The sequence below is a fragment of the Corynebacterium sp. HMSC066C02 genome, assembly GCF_001814945.1.
Classification (GTDB): domain Bacteria; phylum Actinomycetota; class Actinomycetes; order Mycobacteriales; family Mycobacteriaceae; genus Corynebacterium; species Corynebacterium aurimucosum.
The window spans coordinates 108,324-130,530 of the sequence record NZ_KV818476.1 but is presented as its reverse complement, the minus strand read 5'-3'; the positions used below and the strand labels follow the sequence as shown (position 1 = coordinate 130,530).

General features: G+C 62.3%; 23 protein-coding genes and 1 pseudogene. 11 read left to right on the top strand and 13 right to left on the bottom strand.

Annotation, left to right across the window (positions count from 1 at the left end):
• The first annotated feature begins 56 nt into the window (after positions 1 to 56).
• Entirely contained in the window at positions 57 to 1,133 is a 1,077-nt protein-coding gene (locus HMPREF2996_RS11795; RefSeq protein WP_070731452.1) for an ROK family protein, read from the top strand.
• Here HMPREF2996_RS11795 and HMPREF2996_RS11790 read toward each other — a convergent pair.
• The 6 genes from HMPREF2996_RS11790 to amn form a co-directional block, all read right to left on the bottom strand.
• Positions 1,130 to 1,699 (bottom strand): HAD-IA family hydrolase, encoded by a 570-nt coding sequence (locus HMPREF2996_RS11790; RefSeq protein ID WP_070731451.1) that lies wholly within the window; start codon positions 1,697 to 1,699, stop codon positions 1,130 to 1,132. The genes HMPREF2996_RS11795 and HMPREF2996_RS11790 overlap by 4 nt on opposite strands.
• Positions 1,641 to 2,027: a hypothetical protein gene (locus HMPREF2996_RS11785; RefSeq protein WP_070444414.1), complete on the bottom strand. Its 387-nt coding sequence runs from the start codon at positions 2,025 to 2,027 to the stop codon at positions 1,641 to 1,643. Before HMPREF2996_RS11785 ends, HMPREF2996_RS11790 begins: the two co-directional genes overlap by 59 nt.
• Before the next feature lie 64 nt (positions 2,028 to 2,091).
• Positions 2,092 to 2,574 (bottom strand): ferritin, encoded by a 483-nt coding sequence (locus tag HMPREF2996_RS11780; RefSeq protein ID WP_070645020.1) that lies wholly within the window; start codon positions 2,572 to 2,574, stop codon positions 2,092 to 2,094.
• Positions 2,575 to 2,686: 112 nt separating this feature from the next.
• On the bottom strand, positions 2,687 to 4,135 hold the full coding sequence (locus HMPREF2996_RS11775) for a SulP family inorganic anion transporter (RefSeq protein ID WP_070731450.1): 1,449 nt from the start codon (positions 4,133 to 4,135) through the stop codon (positions 2,687 to 2,689).
• Complete coding sequence (locus HMPREF2996_RS11770) at positions 4,135 to 4,650, bottom strand: phosphoribosyltransferase (RefSeq protein ID WP_010188260.1); 516 nt, start codon at positions 4,648 to 4,650, stop codon at positions 4,135 to 4,137. The genes HMPREF2996_RS11775 and HMPREF2996_RS11770 overlap by 1 nt, the downstream gene beginning before the upstream one ends.
• Before the next feature lie 53 nt (positions 4,651 to 4,703).
• Positions 4,704 to 6,107 carry an AMP nucleosidase gene (gene amn, locus HMPREF2996_RS11765; protein ID WP_070444423.1) on the bottom strand — a complete coding sequence of 468 codons (1,404 nt, stop codon included), beginning with the start codon at positions 6,105 to 6,107 and terminating at the stop codon, positions 4,704 to 4,706.
• Positions 6,108 to 6,274: 167 nt separating this feature from the next.
• Between amn and HMPREF2996_RS11760 the strand changes: the two genes are divergently transcribed.
• Positions 6,275 to 7,024 carry an esterase/lipase family protein gene (locus HMPREF2996_RS11760; protein ID WP_070731449.1) on the top strand — a complete coding sequence of 250 codons (750 nt, stop codon included), beginning with the start codon at positions 6,275 to 6,277 and terminating at the stop codon, positions 7,022 to 7,024.
• On the opposite strand, the gene HMPREF2996_RS11755 is transcribed toward HMPREF2996_RS11760, so the two are convergent.
• From HMPREF2996_RS11755 to bioB, 3 genes are read right to left on the bottom strand one after another with little or no spacing between them, the layout of a single operon-like run.
• Entirely contained in the window at positions 7,021 to 7,944 is a 924-nt protein-coding gene (locus HMPREF2996_RS11755) for a Sir2 family NAD-dependent protein deacetylase (protein WP_070731448.1), read from the bottom strand. The genes HMPREF2996_RS11760 and HMPREF2996_RS11755 overlap by 4 nt on opposite strands.
• Positions 7,945 to 7,955: 11 nt before the next feature.
• Positions 7,956 to 8,210, bottom strand: coding sequence for a biotin synthase auxiliary protein BsaP (locus HMPREF2996_RS11750; protein WP_070731447.1), 255 nt, complete (start codon positions 8,208 to 8,210; stop codon positions 7,956 to 7,958).
• Positions 8,210 to 9,190, bottom strand: a complete 981-nt coding sequence (gene bioB / locus HMPREF2996_RS11745; protein WP_046648630.1) for a biotin synthase BioB — start codon at positions 9,188 to 9,190, stop codon at positions 8,210 to 8,212. Before bioB ends, HMPREF2996_RS11750 begins: the two co-directional genes overlap by 1 nt.
• Positions 9,191 to 9,267: 77 nt before the next feature.
• On the opposite strand from bioB, the gene HMPREF2996_RS11740 reads away from it, so the two are divergent.
• Entirely contained in the window at positions 9,268 to 10,584 is a 1,317-nt protein-coding gene (locus HMPREF2996_RS11740) for a M20/M25/M40 family metallo-hydrolase (protein WP_070731446.1), read from the top strand.
• A 41-nt stretch (positions 10,585 to 10,625) separates the two neighbouring features.
• Complete coding sequence (locus tag HMPREF2996_RS11735; RefSeq protein WP_371441133.1) at positions 10,626 to 11,141, top strand: hypothetical protein; 516 nt, start codon at positions 10,626 to 10,628, stop codon at positions 11,139 to 11,141.
• A gap of 4 nt (positions 11,142 to 11,145) precedes the next feature.
• Here the strand turns inward: HMPREF2996_RS11735 and HMPREF2996_RS12585 are convergent, their stop codons facing one another.
• Together HMPREF2996_RS12585 and HMPREF2996_RS11730 are read right to left on the bottom strand one after the other, a co-directional pair.
• Positions 11,146 to 11,442, bottom strand: a complete 297-nt coding sequence (locus HMPREF2996_RS12585; RefSeq protein ID WP_083313819.1) for a CHY zinc finger protein — start codon at positions 11,440 to 11,442, stop codon at positions 11,146 to 11,148.
• Positions 11,439 to 12,269, bottom strand: coding sequence for an esterase/lipase family protein (locus HMPREF2996_RS11730; protein ID WP_070731444.1), 831 nt, complete (start codon positions 12,267 to 12,269; stop codon positions 11,439 to 11,441). Before HMPREF2996_RS11730 ends, HMPREF2996_RS12585 begins: the two co-directional genes overlap by 4 nt.
• Before the next feature lie 104 nt (positions 12,270 to 12,373).
• Here HMPREF2996_RS11730 and HMPREF2996_RS11725 point away from each other — a divergent pair, with 104 nt between their 5' ends.
• Complete coding sequence (locus tag HMPREF2996_RS11725) at positions 12,374 to 12,898, top strand: lipoprotein (RefSeq protein WP_070731443.1); 525 nt, start codon at positions 12,374 to 12,376, stop codon at positions 12,896 to 12,898.
• 540 nt (positions 12,899 to 13,438) lie between these two features.
• Here HMPREF2996_RS11725 and HMPREF2996_RS11715 read toward each other — a convergent pair.
• Both HMPREF2996_RS11715 and HMPREF2996_RS11710 read right to left on the bottom strand, forming a co-directional pair.
• Positions 13,439 to 14,914, bottom strand: coding sequence for a multicopper oxidase family protein (locus tag HMPREF2996_RS11715; protein WP_070731442.1), 1,476 nt, complete (start codon positions 14,912 to 14,914; stop codon positions 13,439 to 13,441).
• Positions 14,915 to 14,985: 71 nt separating this feature from the next.
• Positions 14,986 to 15,561: a CueP family metal-binding protein gene (locus tag HMPREF2996_RS11710; protein WP_070710494.1), complete on the bottom strand. Its 576-nt coding sequence runs from the start codon at positions 15,559 to 15,561 to the stop codon at positions 14,986 to 14,988.
• A 404-nt stretch (positions 15,562 to 15,965) separates the two neighbouring features.
• On the opposite strand from HMPREF2996_RS11710, the gene HMPREF2996_RS11705 reads away from it, so the two are divergent.
• From HMPREF2996_RS11705 to HMPREF2996_RS12570, 6 genes and pseudogenes are all read left to right on the top strand, one after another.
• Entirely contained in the window at positions 15,966 to 16,688 is a 723-nt protein-coding gene (locus HMPREF2996_RS11705; RefSeq protein ID WP_083313816.1) for a response regulator transcription factor, read from the top strand.
• Positions 16,685 to 17,812 carry a sensor histidine kinase gene (locus HMPREF2996_RS11700; protein WP_070710496.1) on the top strand — a complete coding sequence of 376 codons (1,128 nt, stop codon included), beginning with the start codon at positions 16,685 to 16,687 and terminating at the stop codon, positions 17,810 to 17,812. The genes HMPREF2996_RS11705 and HMPREF2996_RS11700 overlap by 4 nt, the downstream gene beginning before the upstream one ends.
• 111 nt (positions 17,813 to 17,923) lie before the next feature.
• The gene (locus HMPREF2996_RS11695) at positions 17,924 to 18,250 is read left to right on the top strand and encodes a heavy-metal-associated domain-containing protein (protein WP_070710498.1); all 327 of its coding nucleotides are present in this window, start codon (positions 17,924 to 17,926) and stop codon (positions 18,248 to 18,250) included.
• 50 nt (positions 18,251 to 18,300) lie between these two features.
• Complete coding sequence (locus tag HMPREF2996_RS11690; RefSeq protein WP_070731441.1) at positions 18,301 to 20,523, top strand: copper-translocating P-type ATPase; 2,223 nt, start codon at positions 18,301 to 18,303, stop codon at positions 20,521 to 20,523.
• 47 nt (positions 20,524 to 20,570) lie between these two features.
• Positions 20,571 to 21,185, top strand: coding sequence for a YdhK family protein (locus tag HMPREF2996_RS11685; RefSeq protein ID WP_070731440.1), 615 nt, complete (start codon positions 20,571 to 20,573; stop codon positions 21,183 to 21,185).
• 266 nt (positions 21,186 to 21,451) lie between these two features.
• Positions 21,452 to 22,163, top strand: a pseudogene (locus HMPREF2996_RS12570) (IS6 family transposase).
• Positions 22,164 to 22,207: the final 44 nt, after the last annotated feature.

Sequence of the window (22,207 nt, the reverse complement as noted above, 5' to 3'; positions counted from 1 at the left end):
CTACTGAATCCCAATTTCTATTAGACAATGCGGTCTGCTGAATTTATACTTGCGCCATGATTAAATCTGGTCCCGTGTTCACTCGCCCCCGCACCCCAGCGGCGAAGTGCCTCCACATCATTCGACTCAACCCCGTTGTTACCCGCAGTGAACTTGTCGAAGCCACGGGACTCTCCCAGCCGACGATTACCCGCGCCACTGCCGCGCTGCTGGGTGCTGGACTGATTCGTGAGCGCACGGATTTGACGCAGTCCCGCGGCCGCGGGCGCCCCACCGTGCCCCTGGAAGTGGCGGATAATGATTGGATGCTGGTTGGTATTGCGGTTGGCACCGCCTTTACCCGCATCGCCTTCTTCGACACCAAGGGACGCACCCTGCGCGAGGAAGACGTGGCTACCCCGGTGTCGCGCTTGAGTGCAAGCGATGTTATCGAGCACATCATTGCTGGTGTCAACCGCCTGATGACCGGCCTGGATCGACGTTTGGTTTCAGTCGGCGTGACCACCTCCGGCAGCGTGAACGCAGCTGGGCGCATTACCGCCCACAACCTGGGCTGGGACGAGATGGATATCGCCAGCCGTCTGGAGTACCAGTTCGGCGTTCCGGTTGTCGTGTCTTCCGTCATCCCTGCCATCCTGGGATCCGAGACGCAGTCTGCGGAGCTGGGCGCGGAGAAGCCCGTCATGGTGCTCTACGCGGATGACTCCGTTGGCGCCGCGCTGACCTTGGGCGATGAAATTGTGCAGCTCGAACTCGACAAAGCTGACGTCCTGGCCACGCAGGCGATGCTGAATGAGACCGGCGGAGACTCATTCCCAGACGTGGTGGCGAATGCTGATGAAGAAACGCGGGCGCTTCTCGACGACCGCGCGCGCTCCCTCGGGGCCACCGCTGCTGAACTTTTAACGCAGCATAAGCCCGATACCCTCGTAGTCGCCGGCGGCGCCTTCTCCGATGATCCGGCGGCCCCGAAGCTCTTTGCTTCCGCCGTGCGCCAGGCCACCGATCACCCAGTGGAGCTGCGCATGATTCCTTCGCACACCGAGATTGTTCGCGCCTGCACCCGCGCTGTAGCGCTTGATCCGCTGCTGCGCGTTCCGCTGGAGCTCGGCCGCGAGGCGAAAGCTGCCTAAAAGTAAACCGAGTCGATTCCCGTAAAAAGGTGGGCCTTGAGCCCGAGACGCTGGGCGGCGGTGACGAAGTCCGGCCGATCATCGAAGAAGTGCGTGTCCTTGGCCTGCGCGCCGAGGGCAACCACGGCCACGAGGTAGGCCTCCGGATCCGGCTTGGCTACCCCAATATCGCAGCTCAGCGTCACGGCAGCGCATTCCTTCAGCCAAGGCTGCGTCTGGCGGATCCGAGTTCCCAGAACCGTCGGAACATTCGCCAAAATGCCGACGCTATGCCCTTGAGCAATAAACCCTAGGACCGCGCGCACCATCTCTTCATCGGCGACCAACAGGCGCTCGGTGTCCAGTTCGGTCGCGTGGCTGACGTCAAAGGAGCTCAGTTCCGTCAGCGCGCGAATGCGGCCCCAATACTGCGCATCGCTCAGGTGCCCAGCATTATAGGCAGGGCGAAACTCCTCATAGATGGACCAAAAGTGCTCTACATTTTCGGGACGGAGGTAATCCTCCAACTCAGAGTTCCCGGCGGGCCGCATGAGCACGCCATAAAGGTCGAAGAGCAAACTTGCCATGCGCCCAGTGTAGCCAGACCGCACTAGCTCCAGTCAGCGTGCCCGCCACGAAGAGCGGGAGCGACAGCGTGCCCTGCGCCCACAACGTCGAGGTGGCCCCCACGAGGAACAAGCCGCCGACGCTAAACAGGGAGCGGCTCAACGCCGTCGATGCAGCAGCGGCGCAGAGCAACAGTGCTAGACCCGCGAACGGGCCGAGCATCACGGCGAGAGCGAAGAAGAAGGTTCCCAGCGCCATGTTCGTTGCGGCCAGCCACGTGCCGCCGACCAATGCGATCACAAGGCCGGCCAGGGCACCGCAAATCAGCATCAGGCGCGTTGTAGTCATAAAAGAAATTCTCCCACCAACCGCAGGGGGCTGTGGGAGAATTCCTAGAAACTATATGGCTTCGTTACCGTTGCGCCAGCGAACCATCGATGCGCAGCAGACCCGAGCCGTCATTGCCCACCAGCTTGAGCTGGTCAATGATTTCGGACACGGTGGACTCCTCCTCAACCTGCTCCTCGAGGAACCAGTTGATGAGGGCGCGGGAATCGAGATCCCCGGCGGCATCCGCGGTGCGGGCGATCTCCCGGATCTGCTCCGAGACCTTCTGCTCATGCGCGAGGGAGGCCTCAAAAGCATCAAGCGGGGTGGCGGCCTTGACGGAGCCGACCTGGATATCCTCCAACTCGACGCGGTAGCCACGGTCCAACAGGTGCTCGGCGAACTTCTGTGCGTGCTCGCGCTCTTCCTCTGCCTGCTTGAAGAACCAATCGCGCATACCCGGGAAGGACAGGTTGTCCATCTCGTAGGCCAGCTGGGTGTAAATCAGGGCTGCGCCGTGCTCGTTATTGACCTGGGCGTTGAGGAGCGTTTGCAGTTTCTCATCCATAAGAGTTAATCCTTTCGTGTGTTGTTCCCACAATACAGAAATTCTCTGGACGCGCTAGCAAGGCGATCTTAAGCAAACTCGCACGTCATAACACTTTTTCTGGTAGGTTTACCTAACCCAAACCAGAAATCCTCTGGTAGCGCGCGAGGCTAACGCCATCGAGGCCGCGGAATTCCACCGCTACTCCACGACTTGCGTACTTGTTTTCCACGGATTCAAGCACCGCCACGGTTGAGGCATCCCAGATATCGGCCTCCGAGAAATCCACAATGACCTTGTCCACCGGCAGGGTGTAATCGAAGGCGTAGACCAGATCGTTGGACGACGCGAAGAAAAGCTGGCCGCGCACGGTGTAGACGTTGCCCTCCAGCTCCACCGACACCAGGTGCGCCACGCGGCGCGCAAAGGCCACCGAGGCGGTAAGAACGCCGAGAATCACACCGACCGCCAGGTTATTCGTGGCCAAGGTGCCAATCACCGTCACCAGCATGACGAGGGTTTCGCTCAGAGGCATGCGGTGAATCGTGCGCACCGAGCGCCAATCCACGGTGTGGTAAGACACCATGAACATGACTGCCACGAGAGCGGCCATGGGGATTTTTCCTACGGTATCCCCCAACACGAGGATGAGGACGAGGAGGAAGACGCCGGCGAGGAACGTCGACAAGCGCGTGCGCGCCTGGGATTCCTTGACGTTGATCATGGTCTGGCCGATCATCGCGCACACGCCCATGCCGCCGATGGCCGCGGCGAGCATGTTGCCGATGCCCTGTCCTACGGATTCGCGTGTCTTATCGGAGTGGGTGTCCGTGAGGTCATCGACAAGCTTGGCGGTGAGCAGAGATTCCATGAGGCCGACCAGCGCCACGCCCAGTGCATAGGGAAGGCAGAGGAGGAGAGTGTCCTTCGTCCACGGCACATCCGGAATAATGAAGCCAGGCAGGGAGGTCGGCAGCTCGCCTTGGTCTGCAACGTCGGGAACCTGCCACCCAAAAATCACAGTCAGCACGGTGACAACCACGATCGCCACGAGCGGCGCGGGGATCACCGTGGTGATTCGGGGCCATACCACCATGATCAGCAGGCCCAAGGCGACGAGGACATACACCAGCCACGGCACGTTCCACAGATGGCTCAGCTGCGCGGTAAACATGAGGATACCCAGCGCGTTGACGAAACCTAACATGACGCTGCGGGGGATGAAACGCATGAGCTTGGCGACGCCCAGCACGGCCATCATTACTTGCAGGATGCCCGCCATCCAGATGGTCAGCAGCACGTACTGCAGGCCATGCTCGTGTGCCAGCGGCGCGATCACCACGGCGACCGAACCCGCCGCGGCAGAAATCATGGCTGGGCGCCCACCGGTGATGGCGATGGACATCGCCATGATGACGGAGGCGAAAAGCCCCACCTTAGGGTCGAGTCCGGCGAGGATAGAGAAACTTAAGACTTCTGGGATGAGGGCGAGCGCAACAGCAAGCCCGCCAAACACTTCCTTGCGAAAGCGGGCGGGCGAGCTGAAGGCCGCGCGGAAAGAACCGGCGGAGACTTCTGGCATTAATGTCCTTCCTGGAAAGAGCCATCGCGCGTGATGACCGGCAGGACGGACCATGCGAAGTTGATCCACTGATCGGTCTTCTTCCACGAGAAGTCCGGCTCAAAGATGGTGGTCGGCTTCGTGTAGATCACCGCGGACTTGACCTCGGATGCGGTCTGCTCGAGCAGGTTGACCACGAGGTCGAGGGTCTTGCCGGAATCCGCCACGTCATCAACGACGAGGACCTTCTTATCCTTGAGCGAGTCTGTATCTAGCTGCGGGTTAAGGAGAATCGGCTCCGGAAGGGTCTCACCGATATCGGTGTAGAACTCCACGTTGATAGCGCCCATCTCCTTGACGCCGATGGCGTAGCCAATAGCGCCGGCTGGGATCAATCCACCGCGGGCCACGCCCACGATGAGGTCCGGGAACCAGCCCGAATCCACGATTTCTTGGGACAGGAAGCGACTGGCCTCACCGAAGACCTCCCAGGTCAGGTTCTCGCGTTCCGGGTTCCACCACTCCGGGGTGCTCATCGTCTAGGTCTCCTTCGCCAGATTGTGCATTTCCCTCAGTTTAATCATCTCCCTCAGCGGAACGGAACCTCTGCCACCGTTCGCCGCAATTTGCGGGTGCGCAGCCGCTCCGGATTCTCCGCCAAGGCCTCCACCGCGCGCACCGCGCACATGACGTGGGCCTCCTTCGAATTCGAATAAAAGGCCTGCGCTTGGGCGGGAAGTTTAGGTACGGCGTGCAGGGGCAAATCAGAAACCGACAACAGCGTGCCGTACGGGATGCGGTAGCGGTAGCCGTTGGCGGCGAGGGTGCAGGATTCCATATCTACTGCCACTGCGGTGGAGTGGCGCAGCCATTCCCACAAGTCCCGGGAGGTGCGCCACTCCCAGTTGCGGTCATCGGTGGAGAGCACCGTGCCGGTGCGCATGAGCGAATTGTCTTTCCCATAGACCTCGTCGACGGCGGCCTCCAGCATGCGCTGGATCTCCGGGATAGCGGGAATCGGGTTGCTGGTGGTGACGGTGCCGTCGAGGATGTGGTCTTCGCGCTGATAAGCATTGCCCAGGATGAGGTCTCCGATGCGCATGCGGCCATCAAGCCCTGCGCAGTGGCCGATCATGATCCAGGCCTCGGGGCGCAGCACCGCGAGACAGTCCGTGATGGTCTTGGCGTTGGAGGGGCCGACGCCAATGTTGATCATCGTGATGCCATCGCCGCCGGCGGTGATGAGATCAAAACGTGGCATCTGGTAGCGGGAGGTGAGGGTGAGCCCGTCGACGTCGAGAAGCACCGCGTCATTGGGGTGGATGGTCTCTCCCGTGGGCAGCACGAGCGCGGTGTAGCGCGAGTCTTCCCGGGCCAGCTCGCGCAGGCCGAACTTAACGAACTCGGTGGTGTGCATGGCGTAGTTGGTGAACAGGATGTACTTCTGCACGGCGTCCACCTCGATGCCGGTGTAGTGCTCGATGCGGGCGCAGGCGATATCGAAGCGCTGCGGGCCAAAGTGAAAGAGTGGCTTTTCCTTCCCGTGGAAGGCTTTCCAGGCGCCGTCAACGATTCCGTCATGCACCGCATCGAGCGTGGGCCGGGGTATGTCGCCGCGGTCCTGGGGAATTTCTGTAATCCCCCGGATATATTCCGGCGGGATGCGCTCATCTGATTGGCCAACGTAAATATCGCAGGGATAGTTATTGGTGAGCCGTGTGAGCTGCTCTGTGAGGTATCCACGAATCAGCCATGGCTTTGATATCACCGCCGAGTAGCGGCCCTCTTGGTCCACGTAGCCGAAGGGTTCAGAGCGGTCGATGGGCGTCCACTGACGCACATGCACGGTGATCTTCGGGTAGACCACGTGGCGGTAGGCGTCGTGGTCCCCCGAGGCGAGTGCGTGACGTGCCAGCTCGCAAGAACTGTCATAGAGCTCGCTGAGGCGCGCAACCGCTTCGTTGACGGAGTGGACATGCTGCAGGTCGGTCATGCCCGCGAGTGTATCCATGAAAGAAGCCCGCCGCGGTGAAGCGGCGGGCCCTATCCCCATGACTAATCCGGTAGCGCGTGCGGTGTGGAGCTCACCGCCGGACCAAATTAGGCAAGCCTTAGCTTAGTACGAAAGTTGGATAGGGGTCAAGAGTAAACTGAAATTCCATGATCCCACTCCCCCTCGGTGCCCGCAGACGTCCACGCGGCGTCTACGAAGACGACTGGTCCGCGCGTCCCACCGCAGAACGACCCTGGCCGGTTGTTTTGATCCACGGAACCTGCGACAGCAAGGGGATATGGCAGGTTCTCGCAGGAATGCTCCGCGCCGCTGGCTGGGCCACCTTCGCCCCTGACTACGGGACCCGCGCCACCGGCCCCCTGCAGGAATCCGCCCGGCAGCTCGACGCCTACATCAACGCCGTCCGCACCGTTACCGGCGCTGAACAAGTAATCCTCGTCGGGCATTCACAAGGTGGGTTATTGGCTCGGTACTGGATGCGCATGCACGACGGCGCAGAGTGTGTACGGCACGTCGTCTGTATCAGTGCACCCAACCACGGCACGACCCAGGGTGGAATCGCCAGCCCCCTCTTTCGCAGCGAAAGGCAGGAGGAAGTGGCGCGCTCGCTTATCGACGCCTGGTTTGGCCCCGCCGGAATGCAGCAAGTAACCGGCAGCAAGATAATTGAGGCCACGAACCGCGGCAGCGAGGTCGAACCCGGGGTGAGCTATACGTGCATCGCCACGCGCGCCGACGCCATCGTGGTTCCACCAAACACCTGTTTCCTCAATGGCCCGAATGTCCACAACGTCTATATCCAGGACATCGAGCGCCTTGCGATTATTCGCCACGAGGATATGCCCATGGATAAACGGGTATGCCAGTTTGTCCTCGAGGAACTGGAGCGGCTCTAGAGCTCCAGCTCGTCGAGAACCGCATCGAAAGCCGGCCCCACCTGGGTCCGCCACAGTGTGTCCACGCGGTCATCCGCGCGTCCTGGCCCTCCATTGATGGTGGCCACACGCTTGCCCTGTTTCTTTGCCTCCAGAACGAAGCGGAAGCCGCTCATCACCGCCAGCGACGAGCCGGCTACCAGCAGGGAGTCAGACGCGTTGACCATCGCGTAGGCGGCGTCCTTTTTAAAAGTCGGAACGGGCTCGCCGAAATAGACCACGTCGGGCTTGAGCCGCGGCGAACCGCACCGCACGCAGCCGGGCATGACAAATTCTTCGACCGCTTCTTGGCTGAGGGCAACGTCGCCGTCGGGGTTAACGTCCTCTTTGTTTACTATCCAGCGTTGCAGATATGTCGGGTTAGCTGTGGCCGCGCGGGCGTCGTAGTCCGCGCGTGTTTCTTCGTATCCGCAGCTCAAGCACACCACGTGCTGCATGTCTCCGTGCAGGGCGATGAGGTTGCGCTGCCCGGCTTCTTCGTGGAGGCCGTCGACGTTTTGGGTGACAACACCCGTAAGGAGCCCGGCGCGCTCGAGTTCGACCAACGCGTAGTGCGTGCGGTTGGGGTGTGCAGCTTGCATGACCCGCCAGCCAACGAAAGCGCGTGCCCAGTAGCGGTGCGAGGCCTGCGGGTCGTGCAGAAACTCCTGATAGGTCATGGGGCGGTGGCGGCTGAGGGAACCGTGCGGGCCGCGGTAGTCGGGCACGCCCGATTCTGTAGAGACTCCTGCCCCGGTGAGGACCATGACGTTGCCGCGGCGCAGTTGCTCGGCGACGGCCTCCAGTGCCTGTTGTGGGGGAGTCGGCTTAGCAATCTCGGCGACGACCCGGGAGATGGAGCGCAACGCGGACTGGTGGGCGTGGGCAACGGCGGGATCCATGGTGCCCCAGCTTACGGAAGTGCCTCCTCATAGAGGTGGTCCGAGTCGAGCTCACCATGGCGCGAGCAGCGCGCGTTCCAGCCGTCCGGGCGCACCTGCGCCACCATGCGGCGCCCGCACAACTGGCAATAGCGCGGGACGTCTAGGCCAGCCGCGGCCGCTGGATGCAAGGTAAAGTCCTCGCTCAGTGGCTTGCCGGTATTGGGATGGAACAGCGGCTCCTCGCCGGCAAGGACGGCGGCGGCCAGTTCCGTCGAGTTTTTCATCAGAGCGCCTTGATGGGCAGGTCGATGCGGCCGAGCATGTCGACGTCCTTTTCAATCTGCTTGCCCAGCGTGGTCAGGTAGTTGCCGGCGATGATGGCGTTGATGCCGCCGAGGAGGCCCTTTTCGGTGCCGTCGTCACCGAGGGAGAGCTCGCGGCCACCCGCAAAGCGGAGAGTTACAGACGGCATGGCCAGGCGGAAGGCGGCCACGGCGCGCAGCGCCTCACCGAGCGGTACCAGCGGATAGTTCGCGAACGGAGTGCCCGGGCGCGGGTCGAGGAAGTTCATCGGCACCTCGCAAGGCTCAATCTGCGCCAGCTGGTAGGCAAACTCGGCGCGGTCCTCGAGGGACTCACCCATGCCAATGATGCCCCCGGAACAAATCTCCATGCCGACAGCACGCACGTTCTCGAGGGTTTCTTTGCGCTCCTCCCAGGTGTGGGTCGTGACCACGTTGGGGAAGAAGGACTTGGACGTCTCCAGGTTGTGGTTGTAGCGCTGGGCGCCCATATCCTTAAGCCGCTGGGCTTGTTCGCGCGTCAGCGTGCCCAGGGATAGGGAGATTTCGATATCGACTTCATCGAGGATGGCCGGGATGGCCTCGGCAACCTGGGACAGGAGGTTCTCATCTGGTGCTTTGACCGCAGCCACGATGCAGAACTCCGTAGCGCCGGTCTTAGCGGTCTTCTTGGCCGCCTCCACCAGCTCCGGGATGTTCAGGCGGGCGGCGCGCACGGGGGACTCGAACAGGCCTGACTGCGAGCAGAAGTGGCAATCCTCCGGGCAGCCGCCGGTTTTAATGGAGATGATGCCTTCCACGGAGACGTCCGGGCCGCACCACTTGAGACGGGTTTGATGCGCGATGTCCGCAATCTCTTCCAACTGCTCATCCGGGATCTGGAGAACCTGCAGGAGCTCTTCTTCGTTGAGGCCGATGCCCTGCTCCAGGGCCTTCTCACGTGCGATATCTACGATGCTCATGCGGGAAACCTTACTTGAACACCGTTCAAGTTGTGGTAAATCGACGCACTTTATTGTGCACGGCTACCCTTTATGCCATGGATTCCACGCTCTACGACGACACCCTCGCATTACTCCAGGAGCTTATTCGCAATGCTTGCGTGAACGACCTCACGCCAGATTCCGGCAACGAGGTTCGCAATGCTGACACCTTGGAGCGATTTTTCGCAGGCACCCCAGTGGAGATTCAACGCTATGAATCGCACCCAGGCCGCGTAACCATCGTGGTGACCGTTCCGGGTGACCCGGACAAGGAACCGCTGACGCTCATGGGACACACGGATGTCGTCCCCGTCGACGAGCCAAAGTGGACCAAGCCGCCTTTCGACGCCGTCATCGAGGATGGCAAGCTCTACGGCCGCGGCGCGGTGGACATGCTCTTTATTACGGCGACGATGGCGGCGGTGACTCGCGATGTCTCTCAGCACGGCAACCCCGGCGGCACCCTAGCCTTTGTCGGCATGGCGGACGAGGAGGCCCGCGGCGGCTTGGGCTCCATCTGGATGGACAAGCACCACCCGGAGGCCTACTCAGTGCGCAACTGCCTCTCGGAAACCGGCGGCAGCCACCTACCCGGCGCGCTCGGCTTCAACGTGGGCGAGAAGGGCGCGGGCCAGCGCCGCCTGCACGTTCACGGCGATGCCGGCCATGGCTCCACGCCGTTTGGGAAGGACTTTGCCATCGTCAAAATCGGTGAGGTTGCTCGCCGCATCGCCGCCGCTGAGCCGCCCGTGGCCACGGATGAGGTGTGGCAGGGGTTCGTCAAGACCTTCCGCTTCGACCCCGCAACGGAGGCAGCGCTTCTCGACGGCTCCGCTACCGCCGCCGACTACGAAAAGTTCGGCAATTTGTCTGCCTACGCCCACGCCTTCTCGCACACAACGATTGCCCAAACTGTTCTGCGTGCAGGTGGTGCCATCAACGTGCTGCCCTCCCACGCCTATCTAGAGATGGACATCCGCCCCTTCCCCGGCCAGGCCCAGGAGGAACTCGACGAGTTCCTGCGCGAAGCGCTCGGCGATATGGCCGAGGAGGTAGAGATCGAGCACCTTATTACTGAGGACGCCACACAGTCCTCCACCGATACTGAACTGTGGCGCTGCATTGAAGAGACCGCCCACGAGTTCTTCCCGGATAAGGAAGTGCTGCCGGTGCTGGCAACAGGTGGCTCCGACCTGCGCGTCGCGCGCCGCCGCGGCGGCAATGCCTACGGTTTTGCACTGCATGCCGAGGATCGGGACATGGCCAGCGCGAACTCGCAGCTGCACAGCCACGATGAGCACCTTTACCTGGAAGACTTGGATTTGACTGTGAAGGCGTATTTTTCGCTGGTAAATCGTTTCCTGGCGCGTTAGTACTTGCACAAACGTGTAAAAGCTGTGGCACAATGTGGCGCATGAGAAATAAGCTTGTCCTCTGCTCCGTTGCTGCTGCCGTCGGTCTGTCTGCTCCTACCGCCTCCGCCGACATGGTGGATGACTACTTGGCCAAGGTCCCGGCCGGCCAGATTTCCTGTGAGCAGGCCACCAAGTACTACACCAACCCGTCCGACTACAACAGCAAGAAGTCCCAGGCACTTGCTGCTGCTAACTTCCACCCGCGCGGCGGCGAGATCCGCGATGCCATCGCCCGCGCCGACGAGGCCATCGCTCGCTGTGGCCTAAACGGTGGCGGTGGTACACCTGCCAACAACGGTGGTGCCCCAGCCAACAACACCGCTCCTGCCAACAACGGTGGTGGCCACAACGGCGGTCACAGTGCTCCAGCCAATAACGGCAATAACGCCCCAGCGAACAACGCTTTTCCGACCTTCCCGGTGACCATCGGCAACTTCACCTTCAACGTCCCGGACATTCTGGCGTACCTGAAGACCCTCGTCGAGGGCACCCCGCTGGCCCCGCTTTTGCCGTAGTTGCCTAGCTGAAATACGTCCCCGCGTGCAGCGCACAGCCTGGATTGAAGGCGTGCCCGCACGCGGGGCATTTATATGCCGCATATTCGGCATAGGTCATTGTTCGGCCGCAGGCCCCGCACATGACGCACAGCTCGTCCTTCGGCATGGGCCCGAAGTCATGATCCGTTAACTCCGCGTGACAGAGCGAACACGCGAACCATCCGCCGCAGGTGTGGCACTTGTTCGCAATGACATCGACAAGCGTGTGCCAGTGACGGCACCGGCCCTTCGCATCAATCGCTCCGTGAATCTGTGTCATGAGCGCGTCAGTCCCCATATGATCTGTTCGTGCACGCGCGGATCATGGGGCAGCTGCCCGTGCTCGACGGAAGCGGATTCCACGTTGGCCACGTCCGCGCCCGGGACAGCGGTGAGCTCAGAGGTCCGATTTGGCGTCACGGTGTTATCCGCCGGCGAGTAGATGGACGTGTAGGTGACGCCGGGCGCGGTGTCCGGAAGCTGATTGAGATCCTCCATAAAGTCCGAGCCCTGCAACTGCTGGATGCCGGCGCTGGTGCCCAGGAAATCAACCACATCGGGCGCGATTTTGGCCGCCGTGTTGAGGGGTGTTGCTCTGTCACCCCACGTTGTCCCGTGGAAGTTCGCACCGATTGTAACCACTCGGTTCACTTCCTCTGCTGAGCCGTAGAGTTGCGTGAAGGTCTTGGTGTGCAGGCCGCCTTGGGAGAAACCGACGAGGTTTACTTTGTGTGCTCCGGTGACCTCACGGATGTGCTCGATGTGCCCGGCTATTTCGCGCCCTGAAGAATCTAGATCCGCAATACCCTTCATGTAGTCATAGGCATTCTGGTACGTGATGTCCTCGGCGCCGTAGTCGAAGGCCCACACGCACATACCTTGGTCTTGGAGCTTCGGGATGAGGTCATTCCATTCGGCCGCGTTGGCTGAGGTGCCGTGGAGAAGGACGACCGGCTCGGTGACCGAACCCGTGGGCTTACAGTCAGGATCATTGATACCGAGATCCTGCGCGGCCGAGGTCTCCATAGTCTGGGCATGCGCTGGAACAGGAGCGGCGGTGCCGAGGAGGATGGCCAAGAAAGCGCGCTGTAGAAAGCCGTTTTTCATGAGGCACTAGCTTATCCTCCAAGGCTGGCCATTTACTGTGTGATTTCTGTGCGCATGTGGGGTGACGGCCACTAGCATGAAGGTGGATAGACAAAGGATCTGAAATGAAGCGACTTCTCTCTCTTGCCGCTGCGCTCTTTGTGCTCAGCGGCTGTTCCTCACTCGACGTTGAATCCACTCCTGAGAGTGAGACGTCACCAAGCACAAGCACCAGCGTTACCGAAGAGGCTCCACAGCCCACTCTTCCCGCAACCGAGGAAAGCGCCGAAGATATCGGCGTGGATCAACCGCAAGAAGAAGTCACCGGCTTCACCGAGGCGCCTGGTGTGGCGCAGCCTACTCCGATGGAGAAAACCATCGAATCCTGCGGTGACGTCTCACTGCACGAAACCGGAACCACATTCTTCAGCGATGGAACTTCTGGCTGGACGCAACAATGCGCCGACGAAATGATGGCCGCGAATCCCCCAGTGCAAGAGGCCGCCGCTATTTATGAAGCACCCGCCGTACAACAGAACTACGTTCACCCCGGCGCGTATTGCAATGGCGGTAGCGGCGTATCAAAGAAAGGTGTCCCGATGACGTGCGCGCCCGCTTCTGATGGCAGGATGCGCTGGCAAAGCGCTTAAGCCGGCGGTACACCCCTTCTCACGAACCTGTCACTGTCGTTCACGGTAAATAAGGGCGAAAAACTTCAGGCGGGCTCAGGTGGTGAATGCATCTATACAGCTAGGAGGTTGTGTAGATGTCAGGTGATGAGAAGCTGCGTGAGCGGTTTGTGCAGGCGTATCTGCATAATGCGCGTCCGGTGCCAGTGATCCTGAAGGAGTTGGGCGTCTCGAAGGTTCAGGCGAGGGCATGGCGCCAAAGCGAGGGGCTTAACCGTGCTCGGCTTCAGCGGAGTTTGGTTGACCAGCAGTATCAACAAGTTGTCGCTCTGGTTGAGAGTGGCCGATCTGTGCTCAGCGCAATTGAAGAGGTCGGGTTTCCTCAAAGTCTGGCTTATCGCTACCTTGCTCAGGACGGGTTGGAGCTTGTCCGAAGCAATCGCGGTGGAACGGCACAACCCGTCGACTCCTGGCATACACTGCTCAACCCTGACACCAACGCCGTGTCCACTACTCGGGGGACACCCCCGCCCACCTCGGCACTCAACCCTGCTGTGGGGGTTACTCGTAGCGGAGCGAGCTGAACATCCCGGTTTCCATGTGATAGGCGTTATGGCAGTGAAATGCCCACTCACCGGGGTTGTCAGCGATTAGGTCGGCGATCATGGTTTCACCGTGGCGGAGAAGGACGGTGTCCTTGCGTAGCCCGCCGCTGCCGGGCAGCGCCCACGTGTGGCCGTGGATGTGCATGGGATGGGGCATCATGGTCCTGTTGCGCATGACCATCCGCAGGCGCTGGCCCTCCTGCACGGTCGCGGAGGAGGATTGGCCGTCGGTGAGAATGCTCCATTCATACGGCATCATCTGCCCGCCCAGGTCAATGCTGACTTCTCGGTCTGGTGTGTCCTCGGGCAGGAGTGCACGGTCTGCTGGCTTCAGGGAGGACAGAAGCAGTCCGGTGGACGACAACTCGGGGAAGTCGACATCGGGGTGGGGGGCCTGGCCGCCGGCGGTGCGGATGACGGCGAAGGCGCGGTCGTCTTTACCCACCGCTAAAGCCGTGAGCGGGAAGATGCCGTCGCCGAGGATGACCTCGACGTCGACACGCTCGCCCATCGACAGGTAGATCGATTCGGTCTCCCGAGGCTGGACAGGGAAGCCGTCGGTGTGGGTCACGGTCATGCGGTGGCCACCGAGGGCCACCTTGAAGATGGTGTCACCGCCGGAGTTGATAAACCGCAGGCGGGCCTTGTCGCCCGGGCGAGCCTCGAAGGTCCGGTGAGCACGGGGGATACGTCCGTTGATGAGGTAGTGCGGATACATCACATCGCCGGCATCCCCGCCCAGTACCCGGTCCGGGGTGCCGTGCATCATATGGCCGTGACCTCCCATCCCCTTCTTCCCGTTATGGTCGCCCGAACCCATTCCGGTGAGCTTGTCGAGCTCATCGTCGGGAGTGCCCTGAATGCCATCGACCCAGTCGTCGAGCACGATGGTCCACTCGACGTCCTGGTCCTCAGCGTCTTGCGGGTCACGGACGATCAGTGGGGCGTGAAGGCCGCGATCAAGCTGCAGGCCGGAGTGGGAATGGTAGAAGTAGGTGCCACCGTGGGGGACTTCAAAAACATAGGAGAAAGACTCGCCAGGTTCAATGGGGTCCTGGGTCATGCCGGGCACACCGTCGGCTGCGTTGTGGAGTGCGATGCCATGCCAGTGGATGGAGGTGCTCTCAGGCAGTTCATTGGTGATATCGACCTGGAGGACGTCGCCGGCGGTGGCCTCAATGGCCGCATCCCCGGTGTCAGAGACGTATCCCCACGTCTTGGCTTCGATGCCGCCGATATCCAGAGAGAGGGGCCGGGCGGTCAGTGTCCGGCGCACCGTCGGCTCACTGAGCGCAGTGGGGGTGGGGCGAAGGGAGGGACCTGGTGCCGGGGCAGCGGGTCCAGGGTCGCTGGTGCAGGCGGTCACGGCCCCGGTGCCGGCGAGGACGAGCCCACCGAGCAGAAACTGTCGTCGGGAAAACGCGTTCGTCATGATTTAACCTTCCTTGGTGCAAGATTTCAGTGACACGGGAGACAGTCGCAGGTGAGGACCCTGCTGAGCCATCACGTCAGGCGCAGGTCTGTGACACAGGTGGCACCGTCGTCGGTGGTGGAAAACTCCGTGGTGCCGGTACGCCCCTGGTAGCTGACCTCAATCAGGCCGGTGACATCATCGGGAAGCCAGAAGCCAATAAACCCGTTGTCGAAGGTGGTTGTCGCCTCGTCCACCAGCACCTCACCGGTCGCCTCATCGGTGATCGTGACCTGGATATCCTCATTGTCGAGTTCCCCCAGGCAGGTCGTGAGGCTGTGGTAGAAGCAGTCGTGGGTGGAGGTGAGATAGGGTGCGATCGAGACATACGTCTGATTGTCGGGAAGATCGACCACGACTTCCTGGCCATCGCTCGAGAGCAGCAGTTCATCGGCACGCACTGAGGCGATCAGATCCGTGGGACGCTCAGTGACCTTCTGCCGGTCGAGGTGATCAATGATCTCCACCGCGTCCATGGCGGCCAGGCCATGGGTAGTCAGGAATGTATCCTGGGACACCGTCCCGTCGGCGGTGGGTTCCGGGTCGGCGGCCGAACACCCCGTGAGGGCGAGGGCAAGGGCGGCGGCTGCGATCGCTGCTCGTTTCACGTCAATCTCCTTGGATCGTGGTAAGACCGTGAGAAGACACCGTCTCAAGGTCGATGCCATACCTTTATCTAGCACGGGTGCCTGACGGACTAGAAATCAAAAACCCTGCTCACAGCCTTATAACAGGGTAAAAAAGGGGGTGGACTCAGTGGGCTGGGTCACCACCGGGACACCACCCCACAGCCGTAGGCGATGTCCTTCTACCCGCCCCGAGTATGCGGTGCAGGCAGTGAAATTCCTGGTGGCGCCTGCTGAACCGACGAGGGGAGGCGATGCCGTCGGCCCGGGGTGGGGCACAGGGGTGACGGCGGTCGAAGGGTGATGTTTGAAGATTTGATGAAGATTTCCCCGCCGGGCACTGAGCGAGGGTGGTATTCTCCCTGCCCGGAGCGATACTGGGGTCTATGACTGACTGCACACCGACCACCGCCACGCCCCCGGGGCGGGTGCTGGTCGTCGATGATGAACAACCCCTGGCTCAGATGGTGGCCTCCTACCTCATCCGGGCCGGCTTCGATACCCGCCAGGCGCACACCGGCACCCAGGCCGTGGACGAGACCCGTCGATTTTCCCCCGATGTCGTGGTGCTGGATCTGGGGCTGCCCCAACTCGACGGCCTGGAGGTGTGCCGACGCATCCGCACCTTCTCGGACTGCTACATCCTCATGCTCACCGCGCGTGGCAGCGAGGACGACAAGATCAGCGGTTTGACCCTGGGGGCGGATGACTACATCACCAAACCCTTTAGCATCCGGGAACTGGTGACCCGGGTGCATGCGGTGCTGCGCCGCCCGCGCACCAGCACCACCCCACCGCAGGTGACCACCCCCTTGATCGTTGGTGACCTCATCCTTGACCCCGTCGCCCATCAGGTGCGGGTGGGGGAGACGACCGTGGAGCTCACCCGCACGGAGTTCGAGCTGCTGGTTGCCCTGGCCCTGCGCCCCGGCCAGGTGCTGACCCGCCACGACCTGGTCACCGAGGTCTGGGACACCACCTGGGTCGGTGATGAACGCATCGTCGATGTCCACATCGGCAACTTGCGTCGCAAGCTCGGCACCGACACCCGGGGCCGGGGGTTTATCGACACCGTGCGTGGCGTGGGCTACCGGGTGGGGCAACCATGAATCACGGACCCGGCCTGACCTTCCGCTTCCTGGCCGCCCAGGTGTTGGTCGTGGTGATTAGCCTGCTGGTGGCCTCGGCCGTGGCCACGATGGTGGGTCCGACCCTGTTCCATGATCATATGTTGATGACCGGCCGGGAGGACCCCTCGCTGGAGCTGTTCCATGCCGAGCAGGCCTACCGGGGCGCCAACCTGATCACCCTGGCCGTCGCCCTGCCCACCGCCTTGATCAGCGCCCTGCTGGCCAGCCTGTGGTTATCGCGTCGTCTGCGCACCCCCCTGCAGGACCTCACCCGCGCCGCTACCAGCCTGACGGCCGGCAACTCCCGTATCCGCGTGCCCGCCGGAAAAGCAGGCCCCGAGGTCACCACCCTGGCGCATACCTTCAACACCATGGCCGACCGGCTGGAACACACCGAACAGGTCCGCCGCCAGATGCTCTCTGATCTGGCCCACGAAATGGGCACCCCCTTATCGGTGCTCACGGTCTACCTCGATGGTCTCCAAGACGGGGTCGTGGACTGGAATAATGCCACCCACACGATCATGGCTGACCAACTCACCCGCCTGACCCGGTTGATGGAAGACATCGACGATGTCTCCCGGGCCCAGGAACACCGGATCGATTTGGACCTGGCGGAGGAAGGGCTCGGGAATCTGCTCCATACCGCCGCTGCTGCCGCGGGGGAAGCTTATGCTGACAAAGGCGTCGATTTACAGGTCGAGACCATTACAGACACCGCCCGGGTGCTCGTGGACCGGCAACGCTTCGGCCAGGTGATGAGCAATCTCCTGTCGAACGCGCTACGGCACACCCCGGCCGGCGGGCAGGTCCGGATCAGCGTCCACCGACAGGGGGCTTCCACCGCACTCATCCACGTCGCCGATGACGGCGAGGGCATCCCACCTGACCAGCTCAGATACATCTTCGAACGCTTCTACCGGGGGGATGCCGCCCGCAGCCGGGACGACGCCGGGGCCGGTATCGGTCTGACCATCTCCAAGGCATTGATCGAGGCCCACGGCGGCACTCTCACCGCCACCTCCCCCGGACCCGGTCGCGGAGCGGTATTTGCCCTCCGCCTCCCGCTGTCCCCTCCCGACAGTGAGGAGGCTGCTCGATGACCACACCCTGCCCCGCGTGAGAGCCGTGCCCTCCACCCATTGAAAATATACCCCCGGGGGGTATATGCTAGCGAGCGTTACCGCATCCCACCGACCCGTAGGAGCTTTTCCATGATCACCTCCAAGCCCCGCCTCTTGCCGATGGCCTCCCACGGCTGCAGCTGTTGCGGACCTGCCTCTCGTGCCGACACCGCCTCCATCCCTGCCGCCAGCGACTCGTCAGCAGGAGCGTCCTCCCCTAGCTACCAGGTCACCGGCCTGACCTGCGGGCACTGCGCGAAAAGCGTGACCCAGGCCCTTCAGGCCCTCCCCCAGGTCGACGACGTCCAGATTGATCTCGCTGCTGGTGATGTTTCCACCGTCACGGTCACCGGTGTCGTACCTCCAGAGATGGTTCGCCGAGCCATCGAGGAGGCCGGCTACACCGTCTTATCCTGATCAGTTCACCCATCATCTCGACCCCGGCCGGGTTGAGCGAAAGGAACGTCATGAGCACTCCCCACCATTCCGGTGATCACCCCGCTCCGGAAACAGACCACACCCACCACCCGGATCCTGCCAGCCACGAACACCATGCGGATGCCGACACCCACGGCCAGGCGATGCCCCACGATCACCCGCATTCCGCCCCGGACGAAGACCACCACGTTCATGGTCACGGCGAACACGCCGGACACAGCACCGCAATGTTTCGAGACCGCTTCTGGTGGTCGCTGATTCTGTCCATTCCCGTCGTTATTTTCAGCCCCATGGTCGCCCACCTGCTCGGCTACCACCTCCCGGCATTCCCCGGATCCACCTGGATCCCCCCGGTGCTGGGCACGATCATCTTCGCCTACGGCGGAACGCCTTTCCTCAAGGGCGGATGGAAAGAACTGAAATCCCGCCAACCCGGCATGATGCTCCTGATCGCCATGGCCATCACCGTGGCGTTTGTCGCCTCCTGGGTCACCACTCTGGGGCTGGGCGGTTTCGACCTGGACTTCTGGTGGGAGCTGGCCCTGCTGGTGACCATCATGCTGCTGGGCCACTGGCTGGAGATGTCCGCTCTCGGGGCCGCGTCCTCCGCGCTTGACGCGCTGGCTGCCCTGCTGCCGGATGAGGCCGAGAAAGTCATCGACGGCACCACCCGTACCGTGTCCATCTCTGAGCTGGTCGTCGACGACGTCGTGCTGGTGAGGGCCGGTGCCCGGGTGCCGGCCGACGGAACCATCCTCGACGGAGCCGCCGAATTCGATGAGGCGATGATCACCGGCGAATCCCGTCCCGTCTTCCGCGACACCGGTGACAAGGTGGTCGCCGGTACCGTGGCCACCGACAACACCGTCCGCATCCGGGTGGAGGCTACCGGCGGGGACACCGCCCTGGCCGGGATCCAACGCATGGTTGCCGACGCCCAGGAGTCCTCCTCCCGGGCCCAGGCCCTGGCGGATCGGGCGGCGGCGTTGTTGTTCTGGTTCGCGCTGATCTCCGCTCTGATCACCGCGGTGGTGTGGACCATCATCGGCAGCCCGGACGATGTCGTGGTGCGCACGGTCACGGTGCTGGTCATCGCCTGTCCGCACGCCCTGGGCCTGGCGATTCCTCTGGTCATTGCGATCTCCAGCGAGCGGGCAGCGAAATCCGGGGTGCTCATCAAGGACCGGATGGCGCTCGAGCGGATGCGCACCATCGACGTGGTGCTCTTCGACAAAACCGGCACCCTGACCGAGGGTGCGCACGCGGTCACCGGTGTCGCCCCGGTGCCCGGTACTTCGGAAGGGCACCTGCTGGCCCTGGCCGCCGCCGCGGAGGCCGACAGCGAGCACCCCGTGGCCCGCGCCATCGTGGCTGCCGCGGCCGCACACCCGGAGGCCTCACGCCGCCCACTGCGCGCAACCGGTTTCACCGCCGCCTCCGGCCGCGGGATCCGGGCCACTGTCGATGGCGCTGAGATCCTCGTGGGTGGGCCGAACATGCTGCGCGAGTTCAACCTCACCACCCCGGCCGAGCTCACCGACACCACCAGCGCCTGGACCGGGCGTGGGGCCGGCGTGCTCCATATTGTCCGCGACGGTCAGATCATCGGTGCCGTGGCCGTCGAGGACAAGATTCGCCCCGAATCCCGCGCCGCCGTGAAAGCCCTGCAGGACCGCGGGGTGAAGGTGGCGATGATCACCGGCGACGCCCAGCAGGTCGCCCATGCTGTCGGTCAGGACTTAGGCATTGATGAGGTCTTCGCCGAGGTCCTGCCTCAGGACAAAGACACCAAGGTCACGCAGCTGCAGGACCGGGGTTTGAGCGTGGCCATGGTCGGTGACGGTGTCAATGACGCCCCCGCTTTGACCCGCGCGGATGTCGGTATCGCCATCGGTGCCGGCACGGATGTGGCCATGGAATCTGCCGGGGTGGTCCTAGCCAGTGATGACCCGCGGGCAGTGCTGTCGATGATCGAGCTGTCCCAGGCCAGCTACCGCAAGATGATCCAGAACCTGATCTGGGCCTCTGGCTACAACATCCTCGCCGTGCCGCTGGCCGCCGGAGTGCTCGCCCCGATCGGGTTCGTGCTGTCCCCGGCCGTGGGCGCGATCTTGATGTCTGCCTCGACCATCGTGGTGGCCCTGAACGCCCAGCTGTTGCGCCGCATTGATCTAGATCCGGCTCACCTGGCTCCGACCGACGGGAAGGAGGAACACAGTGGGTCGATATCCCCCGTAACCGTTACTGACTGACCTTGTCTCTCGACCCCTAACTCACACCACCTTTGAAAGGAACGCTCATGAAACGCGGCATTACCCTCGCCGCCTTGGTACTGACCTCCACCCTGGCGCTGACCGCCTGCAGCGACGCCACCGACAACTCTGACGATGCCGACAGCACCAGCACCACGACGGCAACCGCAGAGACCAACGAGACCCACCAGGAAGACACCACCACTGCCGACGAAGAGCACGGCGGGCACGACCACCCTGCCGACGGCGGGGCACCGCCGGCAGGCATTGAAGAGACCGAGGATCCCACGTACCCGGTGGGCACCGAGGTCATCCTCACCGCTGACCACATGCCCGGCATGGACGGGGCCACCGCCACCATTTCCGGGGCTTTTGACACCACGACCTATTCGGTCAGCTACACCCCCACCGAGGGTGGGGCCCCGGTTACCGACCACCGCTGGGTCGTCCATGAGGAGCTCGTCGATCCGGGTCAGGCCCCCCTGCCCGACGGGGCGAGCGTTGTCCTGGATGCCGAGCACATGTCCGGCATGAAGGGTGCTGAGGCCACCATCGATTACTCCACCGAGGAGACGGTCTACATGGTTGATCTCACCGTCGACGGGATGACGATGACCAACCACAAGTGGGTCACCGAGAGCGAGATCCAACCCGCCGAATAGTCCACCCACCCTGAACCACGAGACCAGACAAGGCACCCGCTCCAGAGTCGGTCATCAATCGCTACCGACCATGCCGCAGCACACCAGCCACACACGGAACCTGCACGCCCACAGGACCCACGCTGAGGTAGGCCTTCTGTGTCACTGCTTCTCTTAGTCAGGAAATATGCCCTGGAATGACCCTGGTGACAGGAGTTCATTCCAGGGCTTTGGGTGCTGTTGCAAAGTTGGGGCAGTAGGAAGAGCGACGTGAAATAATCACAGCCATGGGTATCTTCTCCGGTCGTCATTTCCCCCGTGACATCATTCTGTGGGCAGTGCGGTGGTACTGCCGCTAGGGGTGAGCTACCGAGACTTGGAGGAAATGATGACTTCAGCGGGGTGTGCCGGTTGATCACACCACGGCCTACCGCTGGGTCCAGAAATACGCCCCTGAGCTGGACAAGCAAACACGGTGGTACCGGCAGGTACCTGACTGGCAGGCCAGTTCCTGGCGGGTGGTGAGACCTATATCCGGATCGGCGGCAGGTGGTGCTACCTCTATCGGGCGATCACCGCCGGTGGCCAGACCCTGGACTTTTACCTCTCTCCGAAGCAGAACGTGGCCGCAGCGAAACGTTTTCTGGCCAAGGCTCTCAGATACAATGCGTCAGCCGGGTATCCCAGAGTGATCAACACCGATAAAGCATCCTCCCTAGCCAGGGCAATCGCCGAGTTGAAGTCAGGGGGAACCTGCCCGCCAACAGTGGAACACCGACAGGTGAAATACCTCAACAACATCCTAGAAGGCGACCATGGTCGACTGAAGCGGATCCTCGGGCCGAAAGGCACGTTTAAGAACCGGACATCTGCATATCGGACGTTGAAAGGGATGGAGGCGATGCACTCATTGCGGAAAGGGCAAGGCACTGTGTTTGACCTCACGGGCAACCGAACCCGGACGCGGTGATCGTCAACAGGGTCTTCGAGACGGCCTAACAACGCCCACACACAGCGGCCATCAGGAAATGAGAAACTGAGTC